This window comes from Acidiphilium sp. PA, assembly GCF_026191915.1.
In the GTDB taxonomy this organism is placed as follows: domain Bacteria; phylum Pseudomonadota; class Alphaproteobacteria; order Acetobacterales; family Acetobacteraceae; genus Acidiphilium.
In genome coordinates, this window is sequence record NZ_JAIMBY010000012.1 from 98,108 (window position 1) to 115,504 (window position 17,397).

Consider the following 17,397-nt stretch of genomic DNA (forward strand, 5'->3'; position numbering starts at 1 on the left):
AGCGCAAATGCCGGTCATAAGCGCCTTCGTATGATCATTCCGTCCGCGCTCCGCACGCTGCCGTCGTGCCGCACCGCCCGCACGCGGCATCGGCCGGCAGCGCAGCGATCGATCGAACGCCAGATCGCGCCGAACATGTCTGGAGCAGTTGTGCGGCGATCCCCAAAGCCAACACCGCCGGCTGCTTACCCGCAATCCCGGCCACCCCGATCGGGCATGTCAGACGCTCGATCGTATGGTCCGAAAAGCCCTGTCGCCGCCAGCGATGTTCAAATCGCGCCCGCTTGGTCGCCGAGCCGATCAACCCGACATACGCCGCATCGCCGCGCTGCAACGCCGCGGCGGTAATCGCCGCATCCAGCGCATGGCTATGCGTCATCACCAGAAACAAACTCCCCGCCGGCGCGCAGGCGACAGCACAAGCCGGGTCCGCGACGTGCCGCCGGCCGATCCGCGCTACGCCCCCCACTTCATCCCCCGGCATCGCCCCGGCGCGGCTATCGATCCAGTCGATCGAACACGGCAAAGCCGCCAGCACCGCCACCAGCGCCCGCCCGACATGCCCCGCGCCGTGCAATTGCAAATGAAACAACGCAGGCTCCGGCGGCAGATGCGCCGCAAACCAGGGCAGATAGCGCAGGCTCACCACCCCGCCGCAGCACTGGCCAAGCTGCGGCCCGAGCGCGGCGGTTTCGGCAAATACCGTGGCACGCGCCGGATCATCCCGCCACGCCGCAAGCAGCCGCCGCGCCGTCGCCACCGCGCCATATTCGAGCTGACCACCGCCGATGCTGCCTTCGGTGTCGCCCGGCCGCACCAGCATCCGCGCCCCCGGCTCGCGCGGTGCCGAACCCAGCACCGTCGATATTTCGATGCACACACCCAACGGTGTCATGGCTGCCTCGCCTCGATCGAAGCGATCGCATCGAGCACCGCCTCGGGCGTCGCCGGCGCGCGCAAATCCGGATCGGCCCCCACCCCGCCGGTTGCCGCAATCGCATCGCGAATTGCGAGCAACACCGAAAACGCCAGCAACATCGGCGGCTCACCCACCGCCTTCGAACGGTGGATCGTCGGCTCGGCGTTCGGATTGTCAAACAATCTGGTATGCAGTGCCGCCGGGCAATCATTCGCGGTCGGTATCTTGTAGGTGCTCGGCGCATGGGTCAGCAGCCGCCCATCGGTTGCGTGCCACACCAGCTCCTCGGTCGTCAGCCACCCCATGCTCTGGATGAAACCGCCCTCGATCTGGCCGATATCGATCGCCGGGTTCAGCGAGCGCCCGGCATCATGCAGAATATCCGCCCGCAGCAGCGACACCTCGCCGGTCAGCGTGTCGATCATCACCTCGCTCACCGCGGCGCCATAGGCGAAGTAATAAAACGGCCGCCCATGCAAACTCTTCGGATTCCAGTGCACTTTCGGCGTTGCGTAGAACCCGTCGCTCCACAGCTGCACCCGCGCCTCATAGGCCTGGCGCACCAGGGTCGCGAAGGAAACCGCAGTGCCGCCGACCCGGACAACATCATTGGCGAATTTCACTTCGCCCGCCTCGCCACCATGACGAGCCGCCGCGAAATCCGCCAGCCGGTTGCGAATCGTGATCGCCGCGTCCCGCGCCGCCATGCCGTTCAGATCGGCGCCGGTCGACGCGGCGGTCGCCGAAGTATTGGCGATCTTCGAGGTATCTGCCGCACTGCACCGCACCGCCGCAAACCCGATACCCAGCGCATCCGCGACCACCTGCGCCACCTTGGTGTTCAGCCCCTGCCCCATCTCGGTGCCGCCATGATTGACCAGCACGCTGCCGTCGGCATACACATGCACCAGCGCGCCGGCCTGGTTGAGATGCGGCACGTTGAACGAAATGCCGAATTTCACCGGCGTCAGCGCAATACCCTTTTTCAATACGACATTCGAACGATTGAACGCCGCCACCGCCGCAACCCGCCCCGGGTAATCCGCCTGTGCCACCAGCTCATCGACCAGTGCCGCACTCACATTATCCTCGATCGTCTGGCGATATGGCGTCACGTTGCGATCCGCCACCCCGTAGAAATTCGCCCGCCGCACCGCGAGCGGATCGCGCCCGAGATGCCGCGCAATCCGGTCCATCACGATCTCGATCAGCAATGCCCCCTGCGGCCCGCCGAACCCGCGAAACGCCGTGTTGCTCTGGGTATTGGTGCGCGCGACAAACCCGTGGATCGCGACCTCCGGCAGGTAATAAGCGTTATCCAGATGGCACAGCGCACGCGTCATCACCGCACCCGACAGATCGGCCGAATGCCCGCCATTGGCGATCAGCGTCGCCTCGATGCCGGTGATCCGCCCCTCGTCATCGAATGCGACATCGTAATCATATTCGAACGGATGCCGCCGCCCGGTCATGATGAAATCATCGTCCCGATCGAGCCGCAATTTTACCGGCCGGCCCAGCCGTGCCGCGGCAATCCCCGCGCAGCACGCGAACAACGCCGATTGCGATTCCTTGCCCCCGAACCCGCCGCCCATCCGCCGGCATTCGACCAGCACCTGATGGCTGCGCCACCCCAGCGCATGCGCGATCAGATGCTGCATCTCGCTCGGATGCTGCGTGGAACACAGCACACGCAGCCCCTCGTTCTCGGCGGGCAGCGCGTAGGTGATCTGCCCCTCCAGATAAAACTGCTCCTGCCCACCCAAACTGAACTGCCCGCCAAGCCGGTGCGGCCCCGCCGCCAGCGCGGCCGCCAGCGCGCCGGGCGCCGATTCGCGGACCAGAAGCGCCGGCGGCACCAACGCATCGCCCCGCGCATAGGCTTCGCGCGCGCTCAGCACCGGCGTCATCTCTTCGATGTCCAGGCACGGGCCGCTCCGCGCCGCGGCCTGGCGCGCCCGATCACGCCCGGTCGCAACAATCAACGCCACCGGCTGCCCCCGATAGCGCAGCGTGCCCTCGGCCAGAATCGGATCGTCATGGACCACCGGGCCGCAATCATTCGCCCCTGGAATATCCGCAGCGGTCAGCACCGCAACCACCCCCGGCATCGCCAGCAGCGCGGCCCGATCGATCGCGCGCAGCACACCCGAAGCCACCGGCGAGGGCGCCAGCGCCGCATGCAGCGTGCCGGCCGCTTCCGGCACGTCATCGACATAGGGTGCCGCCCCGGCGACATGCAGATGCGCCGATTCATGCGCGGCACTGATCCCCACCCGCGCGCCCGCGCGCAGCGCCGCCGCCTCACTGTCATCGAGCCGCAGCGGAATATCGCGCGCAAACCCGCACGCCGCACGATCCGGGCTGAAATCCTGGTTCATGCCGCCCCCGCCGTCGCGAACGGGCGCACCCGCACCGAAGCCGAAGGCAGCGGTGCCGCCCTGCGCGTCTCCAGCCAGAACCGCCACAGCAGGTTCCGCGCCACCACGCGCCGATACGCCCGGCTCGCCCGCAAATCCGAAAGCGGTGCGAAATCCTCATCCAGCGCAACCATCGCCGCCCGCACCGCCGCCTCGTCCCACACCGCACCCTGCAGTGCCGCCTCGGCATGGCGCGCCCGCCGCACCGTCGCGGCCATGCCGCCGAACGCCAGCCGAACCCGGCTGATCGTCTCGCCCGCGAGCGTCACGGCCAGGCCGCAACTCAGCGCGGAAATATCGCAATCGAACCGCTTCGATATCTTGTAGGCCCGCATCCGGGTGTCAGGGTCCGGCAGCGGCACCAGAATCGCGCGCAGAAACTCGCCCGGCGCCAGATCGTTGCGCATATAGTCATGATAAAACGCATCGAGCGGCACTTCCCGGCACCGCGTGCCATGCTGCAGCACCAGTCGCGCATCCATCGCCATCAGAACGGGTGCCGCATCGCCGATCGGCGAGCCATTGGCGACATTGCCGCCCATCGTGCCCGCATGGCGCACCGGCGGCCCGGCAAACCGCAGCGCCATCTCACCCAAGGCCGGTTCCAGCCCGACCAGCGCCGCCCAGGCGGCTTCCAGCGTCGCCCCGGCGCCGATCCGCAGCAGGTCGCCCTCGGGTTCAATGCAGCGCAGTGCAGCAACATCGCCGAGATAGACCAGATCCCCGACATCACGGAACTGCTTGTTCACCCACAACCCGATGTCGGTCGCCCCGGCCAGCAAGGTCGCCTCCGGCCGCCCGGCGTACCAGGATGCCAGCGCCTCAACCGTGCGCGGCGCATAAAACCGCGCCCCCGCCTCGCGCGCCGCGGCATACCGCAACCCCGCGCCGGTCTCCGCCGCGATCGCCCGCAGCGCCGCCTCGATCGGCGCGGTATCCAGCATCGCCGGCGGCAGCGTGAACATCCGCGCCCCGGCATCCAGAATCGGGCGATACCCGGTGCAGCGGCATAAATTCCCCGCCAGATCATGCGCAAGCGCCGTGCGGTCCGGCGTCGTCCGCGCCGCCTGATGCCGCAGATACGTCGCGAACAGCGACATCACGATGCCCGGCGTGCAGAAACCGCACTGCGACCCGTGGCAATCCACCATCGCCTGCTGCACCGGGTGCAGCACCCGATCGGTCATCCCCGCCAGATCCTCGATGGTCAACAGCGCCTTGCCATGCAGCGTCGGCAGAAACCGGATGCACGCATTGACCGGCCGCAACACCAGATCGCCCGCCCGGATGCCGCCCGCATCGCCCGCCTCATCGGCAAGCGCCGCGACAATCACCGTGCACGCGCCGCAATCGCCCTCGGCGCAACCTTCCTTGGTGCCGGTCCGCCGCGCCACGCCGCGCAGCCACGCCAGCACTGTCGCGGTGATCGGTTGATCATCGATTTTGACGATCCGGTTGTCGAAGTAAAAACTGATCGGCTGCTGCATCATGTCCCGATTCCGCTGACGATTGGACCCTGCGAGCCCATGATTGGGACACATCGCCGCCGGTCTAATCAAGCGAAATCGGCCCCGTGAGGCCAAATCGACCTCATAAGCGCAGGCTTATGGCATCCGCCCGCCGAACAGCGCGGTAATCGCCTCCGCCTTGCGCTTCACCTGCTGGCCGAGCAGGGGGATGCGCGCATCGCTGATCCGCGCCATCGGGCCGGACACCGAAACCGCCGCCACCGCCTCGGCACTCTCATTGAAGATCACCGCGGCAATGCACCGCAGGCCGATCGCGTGCTCCTCGTCATCGATCGCGTAGCCCCGCGCCCGCGCCGCGGCCAGATCGGCGCGCAAGCCCGCCGTGGTGTTGATCGTCTTCACCGTCATCCGCGCCATGCCGCGCTGGTGCAGCACCCGCCCGATCTCGGCATCGCTCATCGCCGACAGCAACGCCTTGCCCACACCCGAACAATGCAACGGCACCCGCCCGCCCGGCCGGGCGAACGCGCGCATCATCTGCCGGCATTCGACCTGCGCGAGATACACCGCCTCATGCTGATCCTCGACCGCAAGGTTCACGGTCTCCTCGGATTCCTCCATCAGCGCGCGCATATGCGGCCGTGCCAGCCCCGCGACATTGCGGGTTTTCAGAAACGCATTGCCCGCCACGAACGCCTGCACCCCAACCGACCACAACCGCCGCTCGGCATCGAAATGCACATAGCGCTCCTGTTCCAGCGTGGTGAGCAGCCGATGCGCGGTGGAGGGCGACAGACCCACGAGCCGGGCGATCTCCGTCAACGTCACACCCTCATCCGCCGCGGCCAGCCGGTTCAGGATCGCCAGCGATCGCACCAGCGATTGCACCTGCATCGACCGCTCCACCGGTGCCGCCGTCCGCGCCCGCGTCGCCGCCGGGGGTCTCTCAGCCGAAACGCGCGCCCGCATGGAACCTCGCAACCTGTTGTTAAAAAAGCCTATTCCAATGACATTTTCACATCGTGAAAACATTATTGCAAACGACATCAGCGGGCGCAATGCTCAGCCACCAAACAAAAACAATCCGACGGAGGGGTAAAATGGCCAAAATGAAAGCAATCGAGGCGGCGGTGCGCGTGCTGCGGCGCGAGGGGGTCAACACTGCGTTCGGCGTGCCCGGTGCCGCGATCAACCCGCTCTATGCCGCCCTCAGGGCGGATGGCGGCATCCGCCACATCCTGGCGCGCCATGTCGAAGGGGCGTCCCACATGGCGGATGGCTATTCCCGCGCCGCCGCCGGCAACATCGGTGTCTGCATCGGCACCTCCGGCCCGGCCGGCACCGACATGATCACCGGCCTCTACGCCGCCCAGGCGGATTCCATCCCCATGCTGTGCATCACGGGCCAGGCGCCGCGCGCGCGTCTGTACAAGGAGGATTTCCAGGCCGTCGATATCGAATCGATCGCCCGCCCCGTCACCAAATGGGCGGTCTGCGTGCGCGAACCCGCCCTGGTGCCAATGGTGTTCCAGCAGGCGTTCCACACCATGCGCACCGGCCGCCCCGGTCCGGTGCTGATCGACCTGCCGATCGACGTGCAGATGGCCGAAATCGAATTCGACGACGACACCTACGAACCCCTGCCGGTCCACAAACCCGCCGCCACGCGCCGCCAGGCCGAAAAAGCGATTGCCATGCTCAACGCCGCCGAGCGCCCGGTCATCATCGCCGGCGGCGGCATCCTGAACGCCGACGCCGCCGACCGTCTGGTCGCCTTCGCCGAGCTCGCCGGCATCCCGGTGATCCCGACGCTGATGGGCTGGGGTGCCATCCCGGACGATCATCCGCTGATGGCCGGCATGGTCGGCCTGCAGACCAGCCACCGCTACGGCAACGCCAATTTCCTCGCCGCCGATTTCGCGCTGGGCATCGGCAACCGCTGGGCCAACCGCCACACCGGCTCGATCGAGACCTACACGCGGGGCCGCACTTTCGTGCATGTCGATATCGAACCGACCCAGATCGGCCGCGTGTTCGGGCCCGATTTCGGCATCGTCTCCGATGCCGGCGCGGCGCTCGACCAGTTCATCGCCGTCGCCGCCGATCTGAAACAGCAAGGCCGGCTGCGCGACCGGTCCGAATGGGCCGCCGCCTGCGGCCATCGCAAGGCGGTGATGCTGCGCAAGACGCATTTCGATCAGGTGCCCCTCAAGCCGCAGCGCGTCTATCAGGAAATGAACGAGAGTCTGCCGCGCGACACCTGCTACGTCACCACCATCGGCCTGTCGCAGATCGCGGGCGCGCAATTCCTGCGCGTCTACCAGCCGCGCAACTGGGTCAATTGCGGCCAGGCCGGCCCGCTCGGCTGGACCCTGCCGGCCGCACTCGGCGTGCGCGCCGCCTGCCCGGACAAAACCATCGTCGCCCTCTCCGGCGACTACGATTTCCAGTTCATGATCGAGGAACTCGCGGTCGGCGCCCAGCACAAACTGCCTTACCTGCATGTGGTGGTGAACAATTCCTACCTCGGCCTGATCCGTCAGGCGCAACGCGGCTTCAGCATGGATTTCGAGGTCAGCCTCGCCTTCGACAACATCAACGCCGATCCCGATCAGGACGACGTCCGCGGCTACGGCGTCGATCACGTCGCGGTCGCCGAGGGGCTCGGCTGCAAGGCGATACGGGTAAAAAGCCCCAATGAATTCAAGGATGCCTTCGCCCGCGCCCATGCGCTGATGGCCGAGTTCCAGGTCCCCGTGGTGATCGAATTCATCCTCGAACGCGTCACCAACATCGCCATGGGCACCGAGATCGACGCGGTCAACGAATTCGAGGACATCCTCTGCCTCGATCCCAACCTCGCGCTTTAGGACAGGAGCCGACCATGCCGCGTTTCGCCGCCAACCTGACCATGCTGTTCACCGACCTGCCGTTCCTCGACCGCTTCGCCGCCGCGCGCGGCGCCGGGTTCGACGCCGTCGAGTTCCTGTTCCCCTACGCCTTCCCCAAAGCCGCCGTGCAGGACGCGCTCGGCCAGCACGGTCTCCGCCTCGTGCTCCACAACCTGCCCGCTGGCAATTGGGAGGCGGGCGAACGCGGCATCGCCTGCGATCCGGCCCGCACCAGCGAATTTCGCGACGGCGTCGGCCGCGCGATCGACTACGCCACCACCCTCGGCTGCCCCGCGCTCAACTGCCTCGCCGGCATCGTCGCCGCCGGGCACCACGCCATCGCCCGCGACACCTTGATCGAAAACCTCGCCTTCGCGGCCGACGCCCTGCAACAGGCCGGCCTCACCTTGCTGCTCGAACCGGTCAACACCCGCGACATTCCCGGCTTCTTCGTCAACCGCACCGATCAGGCGCTCGGTATCATCGATGCGGTCGCATCCCCCAGCCTGAAACTTCAGTACGATATCTATCACGCCCAGGTGATGGAGGGCGATCTGAGCCGCACCATCGAGGCGCATTTCCCGCGCATCGGCCATATCCAGCTCGCCGACAATCCCGGCCGCCACGAACCCGGCACCGGTGAAATCAACTACGCCCACCTGTTTCATCTGATCGACGATCTGGGCTACCAGGGATGGATCGGCTGCGAATACAAACCCGCGACCACGACCACCGCCGGCCTCGGCTGGCTGAACACCTATCGCACGGAGAACGTCCTATGAGTAAAATCGGATTTATCGGCCTCGGCATCATGGGCCGGCCGATGGCGGGCCATCTGCTCGCCGGCGGCCACGAGGTATTCGTGCTCGCGGCCAGCCGTCAGAGTGCCGCCCTGGTCGAAGCCGGCGCCAGATCCTGCGCCGATGCCGCCAGCCTCGCCGCCGCCAGCGATATCATCATCACCATGGTGCCCGACACGCCCGATGTCGAGGCCGTGCTGTTCGGCCCGCAGGGCGTCGCCGCCGGCCTCGCGCCCGGCAAGATCGTGGTCGACATGAGCTCGATCTCGCCGATCGCGACCAAAACCTTCGCCGAACGCATCAACGCGCTCGGCTGCGATTATCTCGACGCTCCGGTCTCCGGCGGCGAGGTCGGCGCCAAGGCCGCCAGCCTGACCATCATGGTCGGCGGACCGGATGCCGCCTTCGCCAAAGTCAAACCCGTCTTCGAGCTGATGGGCAAGAACATCACCCTGATCGGCGGCAACGGCGCGGGCCAGACCACCAAGGTCGCCAACCAGATCATCGTCGCCCTCACCATCGAGGCGGTCGGCGAAGCCCTCGTGTTCGCCTCCAAGGCCGGCGCCGATCCCGCCCGCGTCCGCGCCGCGCTGATGGGCGGTTTCGCCAGCTCGCGCGTGCTCGAAGTCCACGGCGAACGCATGATCGCGCACAACGTCACCCCTGGTTTCCGTATCGAACTGCACCAGAAAGACCTCAACCTCGCGCTCGATGGCGCCCGCGCCCTCGGCGTCAGCCTGCCCAACACCGCGACCTGCCAGGAATTGTTCAACGCGGCCAGCGCCGCTGGCGGTGCCGGGTGGGATCACTCCGGCATGGTCCGCGTGCTCGAACGCCTCGCCAACCACGAGATCGGCGCGGCCTGAGCCCGGACCGCCCGCCCCGATGAGCGAACCCGCCACCGCGCTGCTGGAACGCATGTTCCACGCCGCCGTCGCCGCCGCGCTGCCCGCCCACTGCATGGCGCCGCACCTGCCGCCGCCGCCCAGGGGCCGCACCATCGTCGTCGGCGCCGGCAAGGCCGCCGCCGCGATGGCCGCGGTGGTCGAGGCCGCGTGGCCCGCGGACCGGCCGCTCACGGGTCTGGTGGTCACCCGCTACGGCCACGGCGTCGATCACCTCGCCCGGATCGAAGTGGTCGAAGCCTCACACCCCGTACCCGACGATGCGGGCCAGCGCGCCGCCGCCCGCATGCTCACCCTGGTCCAGGGCCTCACCGCGGACGATCTCGTCCTGTGCCTGATGTCCGGCGGCGCCTCCGCCCTGCTCGCCCTGCCCGCGCCGGGGATCGATCTCGCCGCCAAACAGGCGATCAACCGCGCCCTCCTGCGCAGCGGGGCGCCCATTCACGACATGAACTGCGTGCGCAAACATCTCTCCGCCATCAAGGGCGGCCGCCTCGCCGCCGCAAGCGCGCCGGCCCGCATCGTCACGCTGATGATCTCGGACGTTCCGGGCGACGATCCCTCGGTGATCGGCTCCGGCCCGACCGTGCCGGACGCCTCGACCAGCGCCGAGGCCGTCGCCATCCTCGCCCGCTACGGCATCGAACCGCCGGCCGCGGTCGCCGCATGGCTGCGCCGCCCCGAAGCCGAAACCCCCAAACCCGGCGACCCCGCGTTCGGGCGTGCCACCAGCGTCATGATCGCGACCCCCTGGCACGCGCTCGAAGCCGCCGCCGGCATCGCCCGCGCCGCCGGCATCACGCCGCTCATCCTGGGCGATGCCATCGAAGGCGAAGCGAACGACGTCGCCCGCGTCATGGCCGCGATGGCGCAGAGCAGCGCGGGCCACGGCCAACCCGCCGCCCCGCCCTGCGTGCTGATCTCGGGCGGGGAGACCACCGTCACCGTGCGCGGCAGGGGCCGTGGCGGCCGCAACGCGGAATTCCTGCTCGCCCTCGCCATCGCGCTGGCCGGCCATCCGCGCATCCACGCCATCGCCTGCGATACCGATGGCATCGACGGCACCGAGGACAACGCCGGCGCCCGGCTCGCGCCCGACACCATCGCCCGCGCCCGCGCCGCCGGCATCGACCCCGCCGCCGCGCTCGCCGATAACGATGGCTACACGGTGTTCCGCCGGCTCGGCGATCTGATCACCACCGGCCCCACCCGCACCAATGTCAACGATTTCCGCGCGATCCTGATCACCTGACCGTGCGCCGATCGCCTTACACCGCGCCTGCGATCAGCGCGATCAGCCACTGGATCTCAGCCGACAGATGCGAGCGTGCGTGCCACAGGACATAATAGTGCACCGGCGGAAAATCGATCGGTGATTCCAGTATCGCCAGCGGCAGGATGCGCGCGTGGTAGGTGGCGAAGCGTCGGGTGGTGGTGAACATCAGATCGGTCTTCGCCACCAGCGACGGAGCCAGGCTGAAATACGGCACCATCACCGCGACGTGCCGCTTGAGCCGGGCCCGGCCCAGATGCGTGTCGATCGGCCCGCGCTGCATCGAAGAATAGGGCGTCGGCGCGACATGGGCGGCCGCCAGATAATCCGCCTCGGTCAACGCGCGCCCCGCCAGCTTGTGCGCGCGCCCGACCAGGCAGACGACGTCGTCGGTGAACAGGTCGCGCCGGTGCAACCGCGCCGGCGGATCGGGCCAGTTGCCGATCACCAGATCGAACTGGCCCTCTTCCAACCCGGCCTCGAAATGCGAATCCGGCGACAGCGGATGCAATTCGAGTGCCGCATTCGGTGCCGCACGGCGAAACCGTTCGACCAGCGTCGGCACGAGCAGGATGTTCAGATAATCCGGCGATCCCACCCGAAACCGCCGCAGGCTCGATGCCGGGTCGAACGGCGTCTGCTGCATCGCGATCCGGCTGATCTCATGCAGCGCAATCATGGTCGGCTCCAGCAGCGCCGCCCCGCGCTCGGTCGGCACCATGCCGGACCGGCTTCGCACCAGCAATGGATCACCGATGATATCGCGCAACCGTTTCAGCGCCGCGCTGATCGCCGGCTGCGACTGGTTGAGCCGCACCGCCGTGCGCGTCACGCTGCCTTCCACCAGCAGCGTATGCAGCACCCGCAGCAGATAGATGTCGATCGGATCGCGATACCCCGTCACCACACACCGCCCCGCGCCAGGGTCTGCCCAAAAATTGCCATCGGCGCGTCGTTGGTCATGATCACCGGCACCTGGTATCGAGGGAGATTGTCATGACCATCGTCAAATACCGCCTGTTCGAACCCCGCCTCGCGCCCCGGCGGACCAAACTCATTGTGCCGGGCTGGGGCGGCGTTGCGCAACCCCGCAAGGACGGTTCGCTGGAACAGGCCTGGCACTGCATGCCCTTCGTCGAAGGCGCGCAGTACGGCATCGAGCTGTTCTACCCCTACGACACCGAATTACGGGTAACGCGCCGCAATGGCCGCGTCGCGCTCGAGGGCGATTTCGGCGCACCGCCCGATCCCGACCTGCAATGGCCGCCGTTCCGCTCGTTCGGCGACGGGTATTACACCTATCAACTCCTCCTCGACCTGATGGTCGATGACGATATCGCCGTCCGCACCGAGCCGCATCCACGCTACTACACGAGTGCGGCGGACGACGTGCCGCTCGCCGTCCCCGCGTTGCTCCGCACCAGCTGGTGGCCGATGATTTCCTTCGTGGTGTTCAAGGCGCCACCGGCGGGCGTCACCCACATCTTCCGCCCCGGCGAGCCGTTCATGCAGATGCTGTTCCTGCCGACCACGCCCGATTTCACCCTGGTCCCGATGAACGACGACGAAGCCGCCGAACGCGAACTGCGCGGCCGGCGCATCCACGCCAGCCGCGACACGCTGGGTGCCGACTCCCGCTGGCTTTCCGCCAGCGACACGGTGTTCGATGCCACCTACCGCCGGCTGCTTCGCGCCGCGCTCGAAAAATCCCGCACCGAACATTCAGCCAGCGACCCCGCCTGACCGTCGCGCGCCTCAGCCGCGGCCATACCCGTGGTGATGGTGGTGGTGATGATGATGAAACTGCGGCCGGTAATACCGGTGGTGGTGATGATGATGGTGATAATACGGGCCCGGATACCCGTAATACGGCGGCGGCGGCGGCAGCGGCGGCCCATACTGGAACTGCAGATAAGCCTGCGCCAGCTCGATGTGCGGCGCCGCCCGCATCGCCTCGTCCTCCGCTTTGAGCACGGCAGCGGCATTGGGAATTGGCGCCAGCAGATCAGCATAGGACGAAACCCCCGCCGGGGCCTGCGCCCCGCCGCCATCCGTCCCCGTGCCCGCCTGCGCCGAACCCGCCACCGCCACACCGGCAATCGCGCCCAGCACACCCATCGTCAACTTATCCATGATCGGTCTCCGCTCCAGTCAGGCTGCCATAGCGCCCCTGGAGCGCGGCAATTTTATGGCCCGATCGGGTCAGCCCTATGGCACCGCAGGGTCGGTGTTGCGCCCCGCCAGATCGGCCATCGCCGCGGCCACCCCGCCCGGCCGATGCGGCACCCCGGCCGCGGCGAGCCCCAGTTCGACCCCGGTCAGCGCGCCGAGCAGCGTCAGCTCATTGCATTCACCCAGATGCCCGATGCGGAACACCTTGCCCGCCACCCGGCTCAGCCCGGAGCCGAGCGACATGTTGTAGCGCTCCAGCACAATCTTGCGGAACGCATCGGCGTCGTGCCCGGCGGGCATGATCACCGCGGTCAGCACCGGCGAATACTCGGACGGCTCCAGACATAAAATCTCCAGCCCCCAGGCGTTCACCGCCGCCCGCGTCGCGGCGGCCAGCCGCTCATGGCGGGCAAACACCCGCGCCAACCCCTCCTCCAGCAGCATGGCAATCGATTCCCGCAGCCCATACAACAGGCTGGTCGCCGGCGTGGACGGAAAAAACCCGCTCGCATTGGGTTTCAGCATCTCCTGCCAATCCCAGTACGAGCGCGGCATCGTGTTGCGCCGCGACGCTTCCAGCGCCTTCTCCGAAATCGCGTTGAACCCAAGCCCGGGCGGCAGCATCAACCCCTTCTGCGAGCAGCTCACCGTCACATCGACGCCCCATTCATCATGCCGGTAATCCGCCGAACCGAGCGATGAAATCGTATCGACCATCAGCAACGCCGGATGCCCCGCCCGGTCGATCGCCGCACGGATATCCGGTATCCGGCTCAGCACCCCGGTCGAGGTCTCGTTATGCACCACCATCACCGCCCTGATCGAGCGCGTCGCATCCGCCGCCAGCTTCGCCTCGATCGCCGCGGGATCGACGCCATGCCGCCAATCCCCCCTGATGAAATCCACCTCCAGCCCGAACCGCGCCGCCATGCGCTGCCACAGCGTCGCGAAATGCCCGGTCTCGGCCATCAGCACCCGGACGCCCGGCGACAGCGTATTCACGATCGCCGCCTCCCACGCCCCCGTGCCCGACGACGGATAGATGATCACCGGACCGGCGGTCTGGAAAATCGCCTGGCACCCCTCGAGCACCTCACGGCCCAGCCGCGCGAACGCCGGGCCCCGATGATCGATGATCTGCCTGTGCATCGCCTGCAACACCCGCTCGGGCACCGGACTCGGCCCGGGGATCTGCAGAAAATGATGACCTTGCGGCACTGACATGGTGCTCCTCCTCCCGCCGGACTCGACGATCCGCTTTTCACGAATGATATCGCATTTTATTCGATATAAAACAAGTTATTTTTGAATGCAATTACCGGTCGACGCCCCGCAGGCAATGGATTACCATCCCCGCAATGAATAGCGCCTCCCTGCAGCATCGGCCCACCGACCCGGCCCAGCCCGAACTCGCCGCCGCACCGCAGGCGGCCCAGTCCCTGCACGGCGAAGTGCTGGTCCGTCTGCGCGACTACATCGTCGAAGGCAATCTGGAAGACGGCGCCCGCGTGCCCGAACGCCAGCTCTGTGACATGCTCGGCATCTCCCGCACCCCCCTGCGCGAAGCCCTCAAGGTCCTCGCCGCCGAAGGTCTGATCGACCTGCTGCCCAACCGCGGCGCCCGCGTCCGCCGCCTGACCGCCCAGGACATCGCCGAACTGCTCGACCTGATGGGCGGCCTCGAAGCCCTCGCCGGCCGCCTCGCCTGCGAACGCATCACCGATGACGAAGTCGCCGCCATCGAACACCTCCACCACCAGATGTACGGCTGCTACCTCCGGCGCGACCTGCACGGCTACTTCCAGTGCAACCAGGCCATCCACCACCACATCGTCGCCGCCGCCCGCAACGAAACCCTCACCACCAGCTACGCCAGCTTCGCCAACCGCATCCGCCGCATCCGCTACGCCGCCAACCTCGATCGCAAGCGCGACCGCTGGAGCGAAGCCATGCGCGAACACGAAGCGATCCTCGACGCCTTGCACCGCCGCGCCGGCGCCGAACTCAGCGACCTGCTGTTCCAGCACCTCCGCAACAAACAGCGCGCCGTCATCAGCCACCTCACGGACGCCCCGGCCTCACCCCAGGCCTGACCAACCTCCGCAAATTTCTGCATTCATTTTTCGGCTCGAAATATCACGCTTCCTTGAGGATTGACGGCAAACAGCGGCGGGCCAAGCACACACGCCCAACCGCCCGCCGCGTCACCCCTCACCGGCAGCGATACGGATGCCAGTAACACCACCCGCCCGGCCGCCCAGGATAAACCACGCAGCCCGACAGCGACAATCCAAGACCCGCAATCAACAAAGCCGCCCCCAATTTGCGGAGCCGCACACGAACGGGAGAGCGTGAAGCAAGTTTCAACATAATAGCCCCTTTCCAGAAATGGATGATCGGTCGCAACCCGGCCGGCATGATCCGCCAACCCCCGATGCGCCCGATATAGGGCAACCCTCCCACACAATTTCGCGCCGGAATGTGCAATACTGTAACACCGCCGGTGCCCCCCGGCACCGCCGCCGCTACACCGCCAGCGTCTTGCCGAACACCGTCCGGCCCCGCACGTCAATAAAATCCAGCCGCACCGCAGCCGCACCCACCGCCACCGCCAGAAACCCATGGTCGCCCGAACAATACCCCGCCCGGCTCGCCGGCCCCGGCTGATACGTGTGCGACCCCGCCCCCGTCGTCACATACGCAATCCCGCCCATCTCGACATACTGCATCGAATGGTCATGCCCGTTGATATACAGCGCAACCTTGTGCCGCCGCAGCACCGGCTCGAACGCCGCAATCATGTCCGGCTGGTCATGCCCATGCCCGCCCAGCGCCGTGTACAGCGGATGATGCCCGATCACGATCTTCCACCGCGCCCCCGACGCCGCCAACCCCCGCTCCAGCCACGCCAGCTGCGCCCGCGGGTCCTGCCCCGCCGTGTTCGTCACCGTGCCTGCATATTTCCGAATGAACGGCGATGTATCGAGATAGAAAATCTCCGCCCCACCCCCCGGCGCCGCCAGCTTGCGCGCATAATACCGCGCCGGCATCTCCCACCGGCGCGACAGGGTCGAATACGCCAGCTGCGCCTCGACATCGCCCCGGTAATCATGATTGCCCAGAATCACATGCCACGGCCGCTGCAACGAATCCTGTGAATACACATCCTCGAAACTCGTCCGCCACTGCGGATCATGCAGACCCGTCACCCCGGATTCATAGAAATTATCGCCCGCCGAAACAATGAACGCCGGATCGGCCGCCACCGCCGCCGCCGCCATCGCACCCGCCACCGCACGCTGATGGTGCTTCCCGTCCCGCCCCCAATCGCCGATCACGAAAAACCGCGCCTCACCGCCCGCGGCCGCCAGCGCCGGCGCCCCCGCCAGCATCGAAATCGCGCCGAGCTCGGCACCCGACTCCAGAAAACGGCGGCGTGATATCGTCATGATGCGTCCCTGCTCGGTTCAGCTCCCGCCATATCCCGCACAGGGACGCTTGTCATATGACAGTTCGGTGTCAGCCCAGACCCTACGCCGCCAGCTTCGCCGCAATCAACGCGACATGCTTGCCCTGCGCCCGCGCAATCGCCAGCTCATTCGCGCTCGGCATCCGCGACCCGTCACTCTTCGACATCGTCGAAGCCCCATACGGCGTGCCACCGGTAATCTCATCCATATTGCCCAGCTCCGGCACCGAATACGGCACGCCCACCACCACCATGCCATGATGGAACAACGTCGTGTGGAACGAGGTAATCGTCGTCTCCTGCCCGCCATGCTGGCTGCCAGTCGAAATGAACACCGACCCCACCTTGCCGACCAAAGCCCCCTTGGCCCACAAAGCCCCCGTCTGATCCAGAAAATTCCTCATCTGGCCACACATATTGCCAAACCGCGTCGGCGTGCCAAAAATAATCGCATCATAATCCGCCAACTCGCCAGGCTCAGCCACCGGCGCCGCCTGGTCCGTCTTGGCATGAATCGAAGCCGCAACCGCAGCCGGCATCGTCTCCGGCACCCGCTTGACCGTCACATCAGCCCCAGCCCCGGCAGCCCCCTCAGCCACCGCATTCGCCATCGCCTCCACATGCCCCCACGTGCTGTAATAAAGCACCAAAACCTTCGCCATGATCACACTCCTATGGATGTTGCCGAACCCTGCACATAAACCCACATTCATTCGACATCAAACGATATTTTCGTGACCGCCCTGTTACCGCTTCGAAGTGCGAGCAGGAGGCAGGCAAGCGCAGGAAGACTTCTTTTTTGAAAAAAAGAAGCAAAAAATTTTTGTTAGCGTAGAGTGAGCTACGCTCCGGACCGCGCCCATTCAGCGTAACAACAACGCAAGCAAAAATGGAGAAAATCTCAGCGGCAAACTAGAGGCGAAATCACGCTGAAAGCGGCAGCCTGCGGTGGTGCCGGTAGGTTGGACAGGTTCCTGTGGAGAATAAGCTAAAGCTGGTTTCCCGGTTTGTGGTGAACATGATCCCCGGAAACAAATTCAGAATCAATCCTTCGGTTGCTGTGGCGCTGTGAAGCTTGT

General features: G+C 66.6%; 15 protein-coding genes. 6 read left to right on the top strand and 9 right to left on the bottom strand.

Annotation, left to right across the window (positions count from 1 at the left end; translation table 11 throughout):
• Positions 1-34: 34 nt before the first annotated feature.
• The 4 genes from xdhC to AruPA_RS14505 form a co-directional block, all read right to left on the bottom strand.
• Positions 35-895: a xanthine dehydrogenase accessory protein XdhC gene (gene xdhC / locus AruPA_RS14490; protein WP_265637447.1), complete on the bottom strand. Its 861-nt coding sequence runs from the start codon at positions 893-895 to the stop codon at positions 35-37.
• Positions 892-3,300, bottom strand: coding sequence for a xanthine dehydrogenase molybdopterin binding subunit (gene xdhB / locus AruPA_RS14495; RefSeq protein ID WP_408858728.1), 2,409 nt, complete (start codon positions 3,298-3,300; stop codon positions 892-894). Before xdhB ends, xdhC begins: the two co-directional genes overlap by 4 nt.
• On the bottom strand, positions 3,297-4,829 hold the full coding sequence (gene xdhA, locus AruPA_RS14500; RefSeq protein ID WP_265637449.1) for a xanthine dehydrogenase small subunit: 1,533 nt from the start codon (positions 4,827-4,829) through the stop codon (positions 3,297-3,299). Before xdhA ends, xdhB begins: the two co-directional genes overlap by 4 nt.
• 114 nt (positions 4,830-4,943) lie before the next feature.
• Positions 4,944-5,777 carry an IclR family transcriptional regulator C-terminal domain-containing protein gene (locus tag AruPA_RS14505; RefSeq protein WP_265637450.1) on the bottom strand — a complete coding sequence of 278 codons (834 nt, stop codon included), beginning with the start codon at positions 5,775-5,777 and terminating at the stop codon, positions 4,944-4,946.
• Between the two features lie 131 nt (positions 5,778-5,908).
• Here AruPA_RS14505 and gcl point away from each other — a divergent pair, with 131 nt between their 5' ends.
• Genes gcl through AruPA_RS14525 form a run of 4 tightly spaced genes read left to right on the top strand, consistent with a single transcriptional unit; the run spans position 5,909 to position 10,656 of the window.
• Complete coding sequence (gene gcl / locus AruPA_RS14510) at positions 5,909-7,678, top strand: glyoxylate carboligase (protein WP_265637451.1); 1,770 nt, start codon at positions 5,909-5,911, stop codon at positions 7,676-7,678.
• A gap of 14 nt (positions 7,679-7,692) precedes the next feature.
• Positions 7,693-8,481 (top strand): hydroxypyruvate isomerase, encoded by a 789-nt coding sequence (gene hyi / locus AruPA_RS14515; protein WP_265637452.1) that lies wholly within the window; start codon positions 7,693-7,695, stop codon positions 8,479-8,481.
• The gene (locus AruPA_RS14520; protein ID WP_265637453.1) at positions 8,478-9,365 is read left to right on the top strand and encodes a 2-hydroxy-3-oxopropionate reductase; all 888 of its coding nucleotides are present in this window, start codon (positions 8,478-8,480) and stop codon (positions 9,363-9,365) included. Before hyi ends, AruPA_RS14520 begins: the two co-directional genes overlap by 4 nt.
• A 19-nt stretch (positions 9,366-9,384) precedes the next feature.
• Positions 9,385-10,656, top strand: coding sequence for a glycerate kinase (locus tag AruPA_RS14525; RefSeq protein WP_265637454.1), 1,272 nt, complete (start codon positions 9,385-9,387; stop codon positions 10,654-10,656).
• A gap of 16 nt (positions 10,657-10,672) precedes the next feature.
• On the opposite strand, the gene AruPA_RS14530 is transcribed toward AruPA_RS14525, so the two are convergent.
• Complete coding sequence (locus AruPA_RS14530; protein ID WP_265637455.1) at positions 10,673-11,581, bottom strand: LysR family transcriptional regulator; 909 nt, start codon at positions 11,579-11,581, stop codon at positions 10,673-10,675.
• 92 nt (positions 11,582-11,673) lie between these two features.
• Between AruPA_RS14530 and AruPA_RS14535 the strand changes: the two genes are divergently transcribed.
• Positions 11,674-12,420 (top strand): hypothetical protein, encoded by a 747-nt coding sequence (locus tag AruPA_RS14535; protein ID WP_265637456.1) that lies wholly within the window; start codon positions 11,674-11,676, stop codon positions 12,418-12,420.
• A gap of 12 nt (positions 12,421-12,432) precedes the next feature.
• Here AruPA_RS14535 and AruPA_RS14540 read toward each other — a convergent pair whose 3' ends face one another.
• Positions 12,433-12,810, bottom strand: coding sequence for a hypothetical protein (locus AruPA_RS14540; protein WP_265637457.1), 378 nt, complete (start codon positions 12,808-12,810; stop codon positions 12,433-12,435).
• A gap of 75 nt (positions 12,811-12,885) precedes the next feature.
• Complete coding sequence (locus AruPA_RS14545; RefSeq protein ID WP_265637458.1) at positions 12,886-14,073, bottom strand: alanine--glyoxylate aminotransferase family protein; 1,188 nt, start codon at positions 14,071-14,073, stop codon at positions 12,886-12,888.
• Positions 14,074-14,207: 134 nt separating this feature from the next.
• Between AruPA_RS14545 and AruPA_RS14550 the strand changes: the two genes are divergently transcribed.
• The gene (locus AruPA_RS14550; protein ID WP_265637459.1) at positions 14,208-14,942 is read left to right on the top strand and encodes a GntR family transcriptional regulator; all 735 of its coding nucleotides are present in this window, start codon (positions 14,208-14,210) and stop codon (positions 14,940-14,942) included.
• A 432-nt stretch (positions 14,943-15,374) separates the two neighbouring features.
• Here the strand turns inward: AruPA_RS14550 and AruPA_RS14555 are convergent, their stop codons facing one another.
• The gene (locus AruPA_RS14555) at positions 15,375-16,298 is read right to left on the bottom strand and encodes a metallophosphoesterase (RefSeq protein ID WP_265637460.1); all 924 of its coding nucleotides are present in this window, start codon (positions 16,296-16,298) and stop codon (positions 15,375-15,377) included.
• Between the two features lie 82 nt (positions 16,299-16,380).
• Positions 16,381-16,980 carry an NAD(P)H:quinone oxidoreductase gene (gene wrbA, locus AruPA_RS14560; protein ID WP_265637461.1) on the bottom strand — a complete coding sequence of 200 codons (600 nt, stop codon included), beginning with the start codon at positions 16,978-16,980 and terminating at the stop codon, positions 16,381-16,383.
• Positions 16,981-17,397 lie beyond the last annotated feature (417 nt).

Excerpts from the sequence above, each read along its gene's own strand:
- AruPA_RS14550 (WP_265637459.1), top strand. The coding sequence starts at position 14,208 with ATGAATAGCGCCTCCCTGCAGCATCGGCCCACCGACCCGGCCCAGCCC.
- xdhA (WP_265637449.1), bottom strand. The coding sequence starts at position 4,829 with ATGATGCAGCAGCCGATCAGTTTTTACTTCGACAACCGGATCGTCAAA.
- hyi (WP_265637452.1), top strand. The coding sequence starts at position 7,693 with ATGCCGCGTTTCGCCGCCAACCTGACCATGCTGTTCACCGACCTGCCG.
- AruPA_RS14520 (WP_265637453.1), top strand. The coding sequence starts at position 8,478 with ATGAGTAAAATCGGATTTATCGGCCTCGGCATCATGGGCCGGCCGATG.
- AruPA_RS14525 (WP_265637454.1), top strand. The coding sequence starts at position 9,385 with ATGAGCGAACCCGCCACCGCGCTGCTGGAACGCATGTTCCACGCCGCC.
- AruPA_RS14505 (WP_265637450.1), bottom strand. The coding sequence starts at position 5,777 with ATGCGGGCGCGCGTTTCGGCTGAGAGACCCCCGGCGGCGACGCGGGCG.
- xdhC (WP_265637447.1), bottom strand. The coding sequence starts at position 895 with ATGACACCGTTGGGTGTGTGCATCGAAATATCGACGGTGCTGGGTTCG.
- AruPA_RS14535 (WP_265637456.1), top strand. The coding sequence starts at position 11,674 with ATGACCATCGTCAAATACCGCCTGTTCGAACCCCGCCTCGCGCCCCGG.
- AruPA_RS14540 (WP_265637457.1), bottom strand. The coding sequence starts at position 12,810 with ATGGATAAGTTGACGATGGGTGTGCTGGGCGCGATTGCCGGTGTGGCG.
- AruPA_RS14555 (WP_265637460.1), bottom strand. The coding sequence starts at position 16,298 with ATGACGATATCACGCCGCCGTTTTCTGGAGTCGGGTGCCGAGCTCGGC.
- wrbA (WP_265637461.1), bottom strand. The coding sequence starts at position 16,980 with ATGGCGAAGGTTTTGGTGCTTTATTACAGCACGTGGGGGCATGTGGAG.
- AruPA_RS14545 (WP_265637458.1), bottom strand. The coding sequence starts at position 14,073 with ATGTCAGTGCCGCAAGGTCATCATTTTCTGCAGATCCCCGGGCCGAGT.
- gcl (WP_265637451.1), top strand. The coding sequence starts at position 5,909 with ATGGCCAAAATGAAAGCAATCGAGGCGGCGGTGCGCGTGCTGCGGCGC.
- xdhB (WP_408858728.1), bottom strand. The coding sequence starts at position 3,300 with ATGAACCAGGATTTCAGCCCGGATCGTGCGGCGTGCGGGTTTGCGCGC.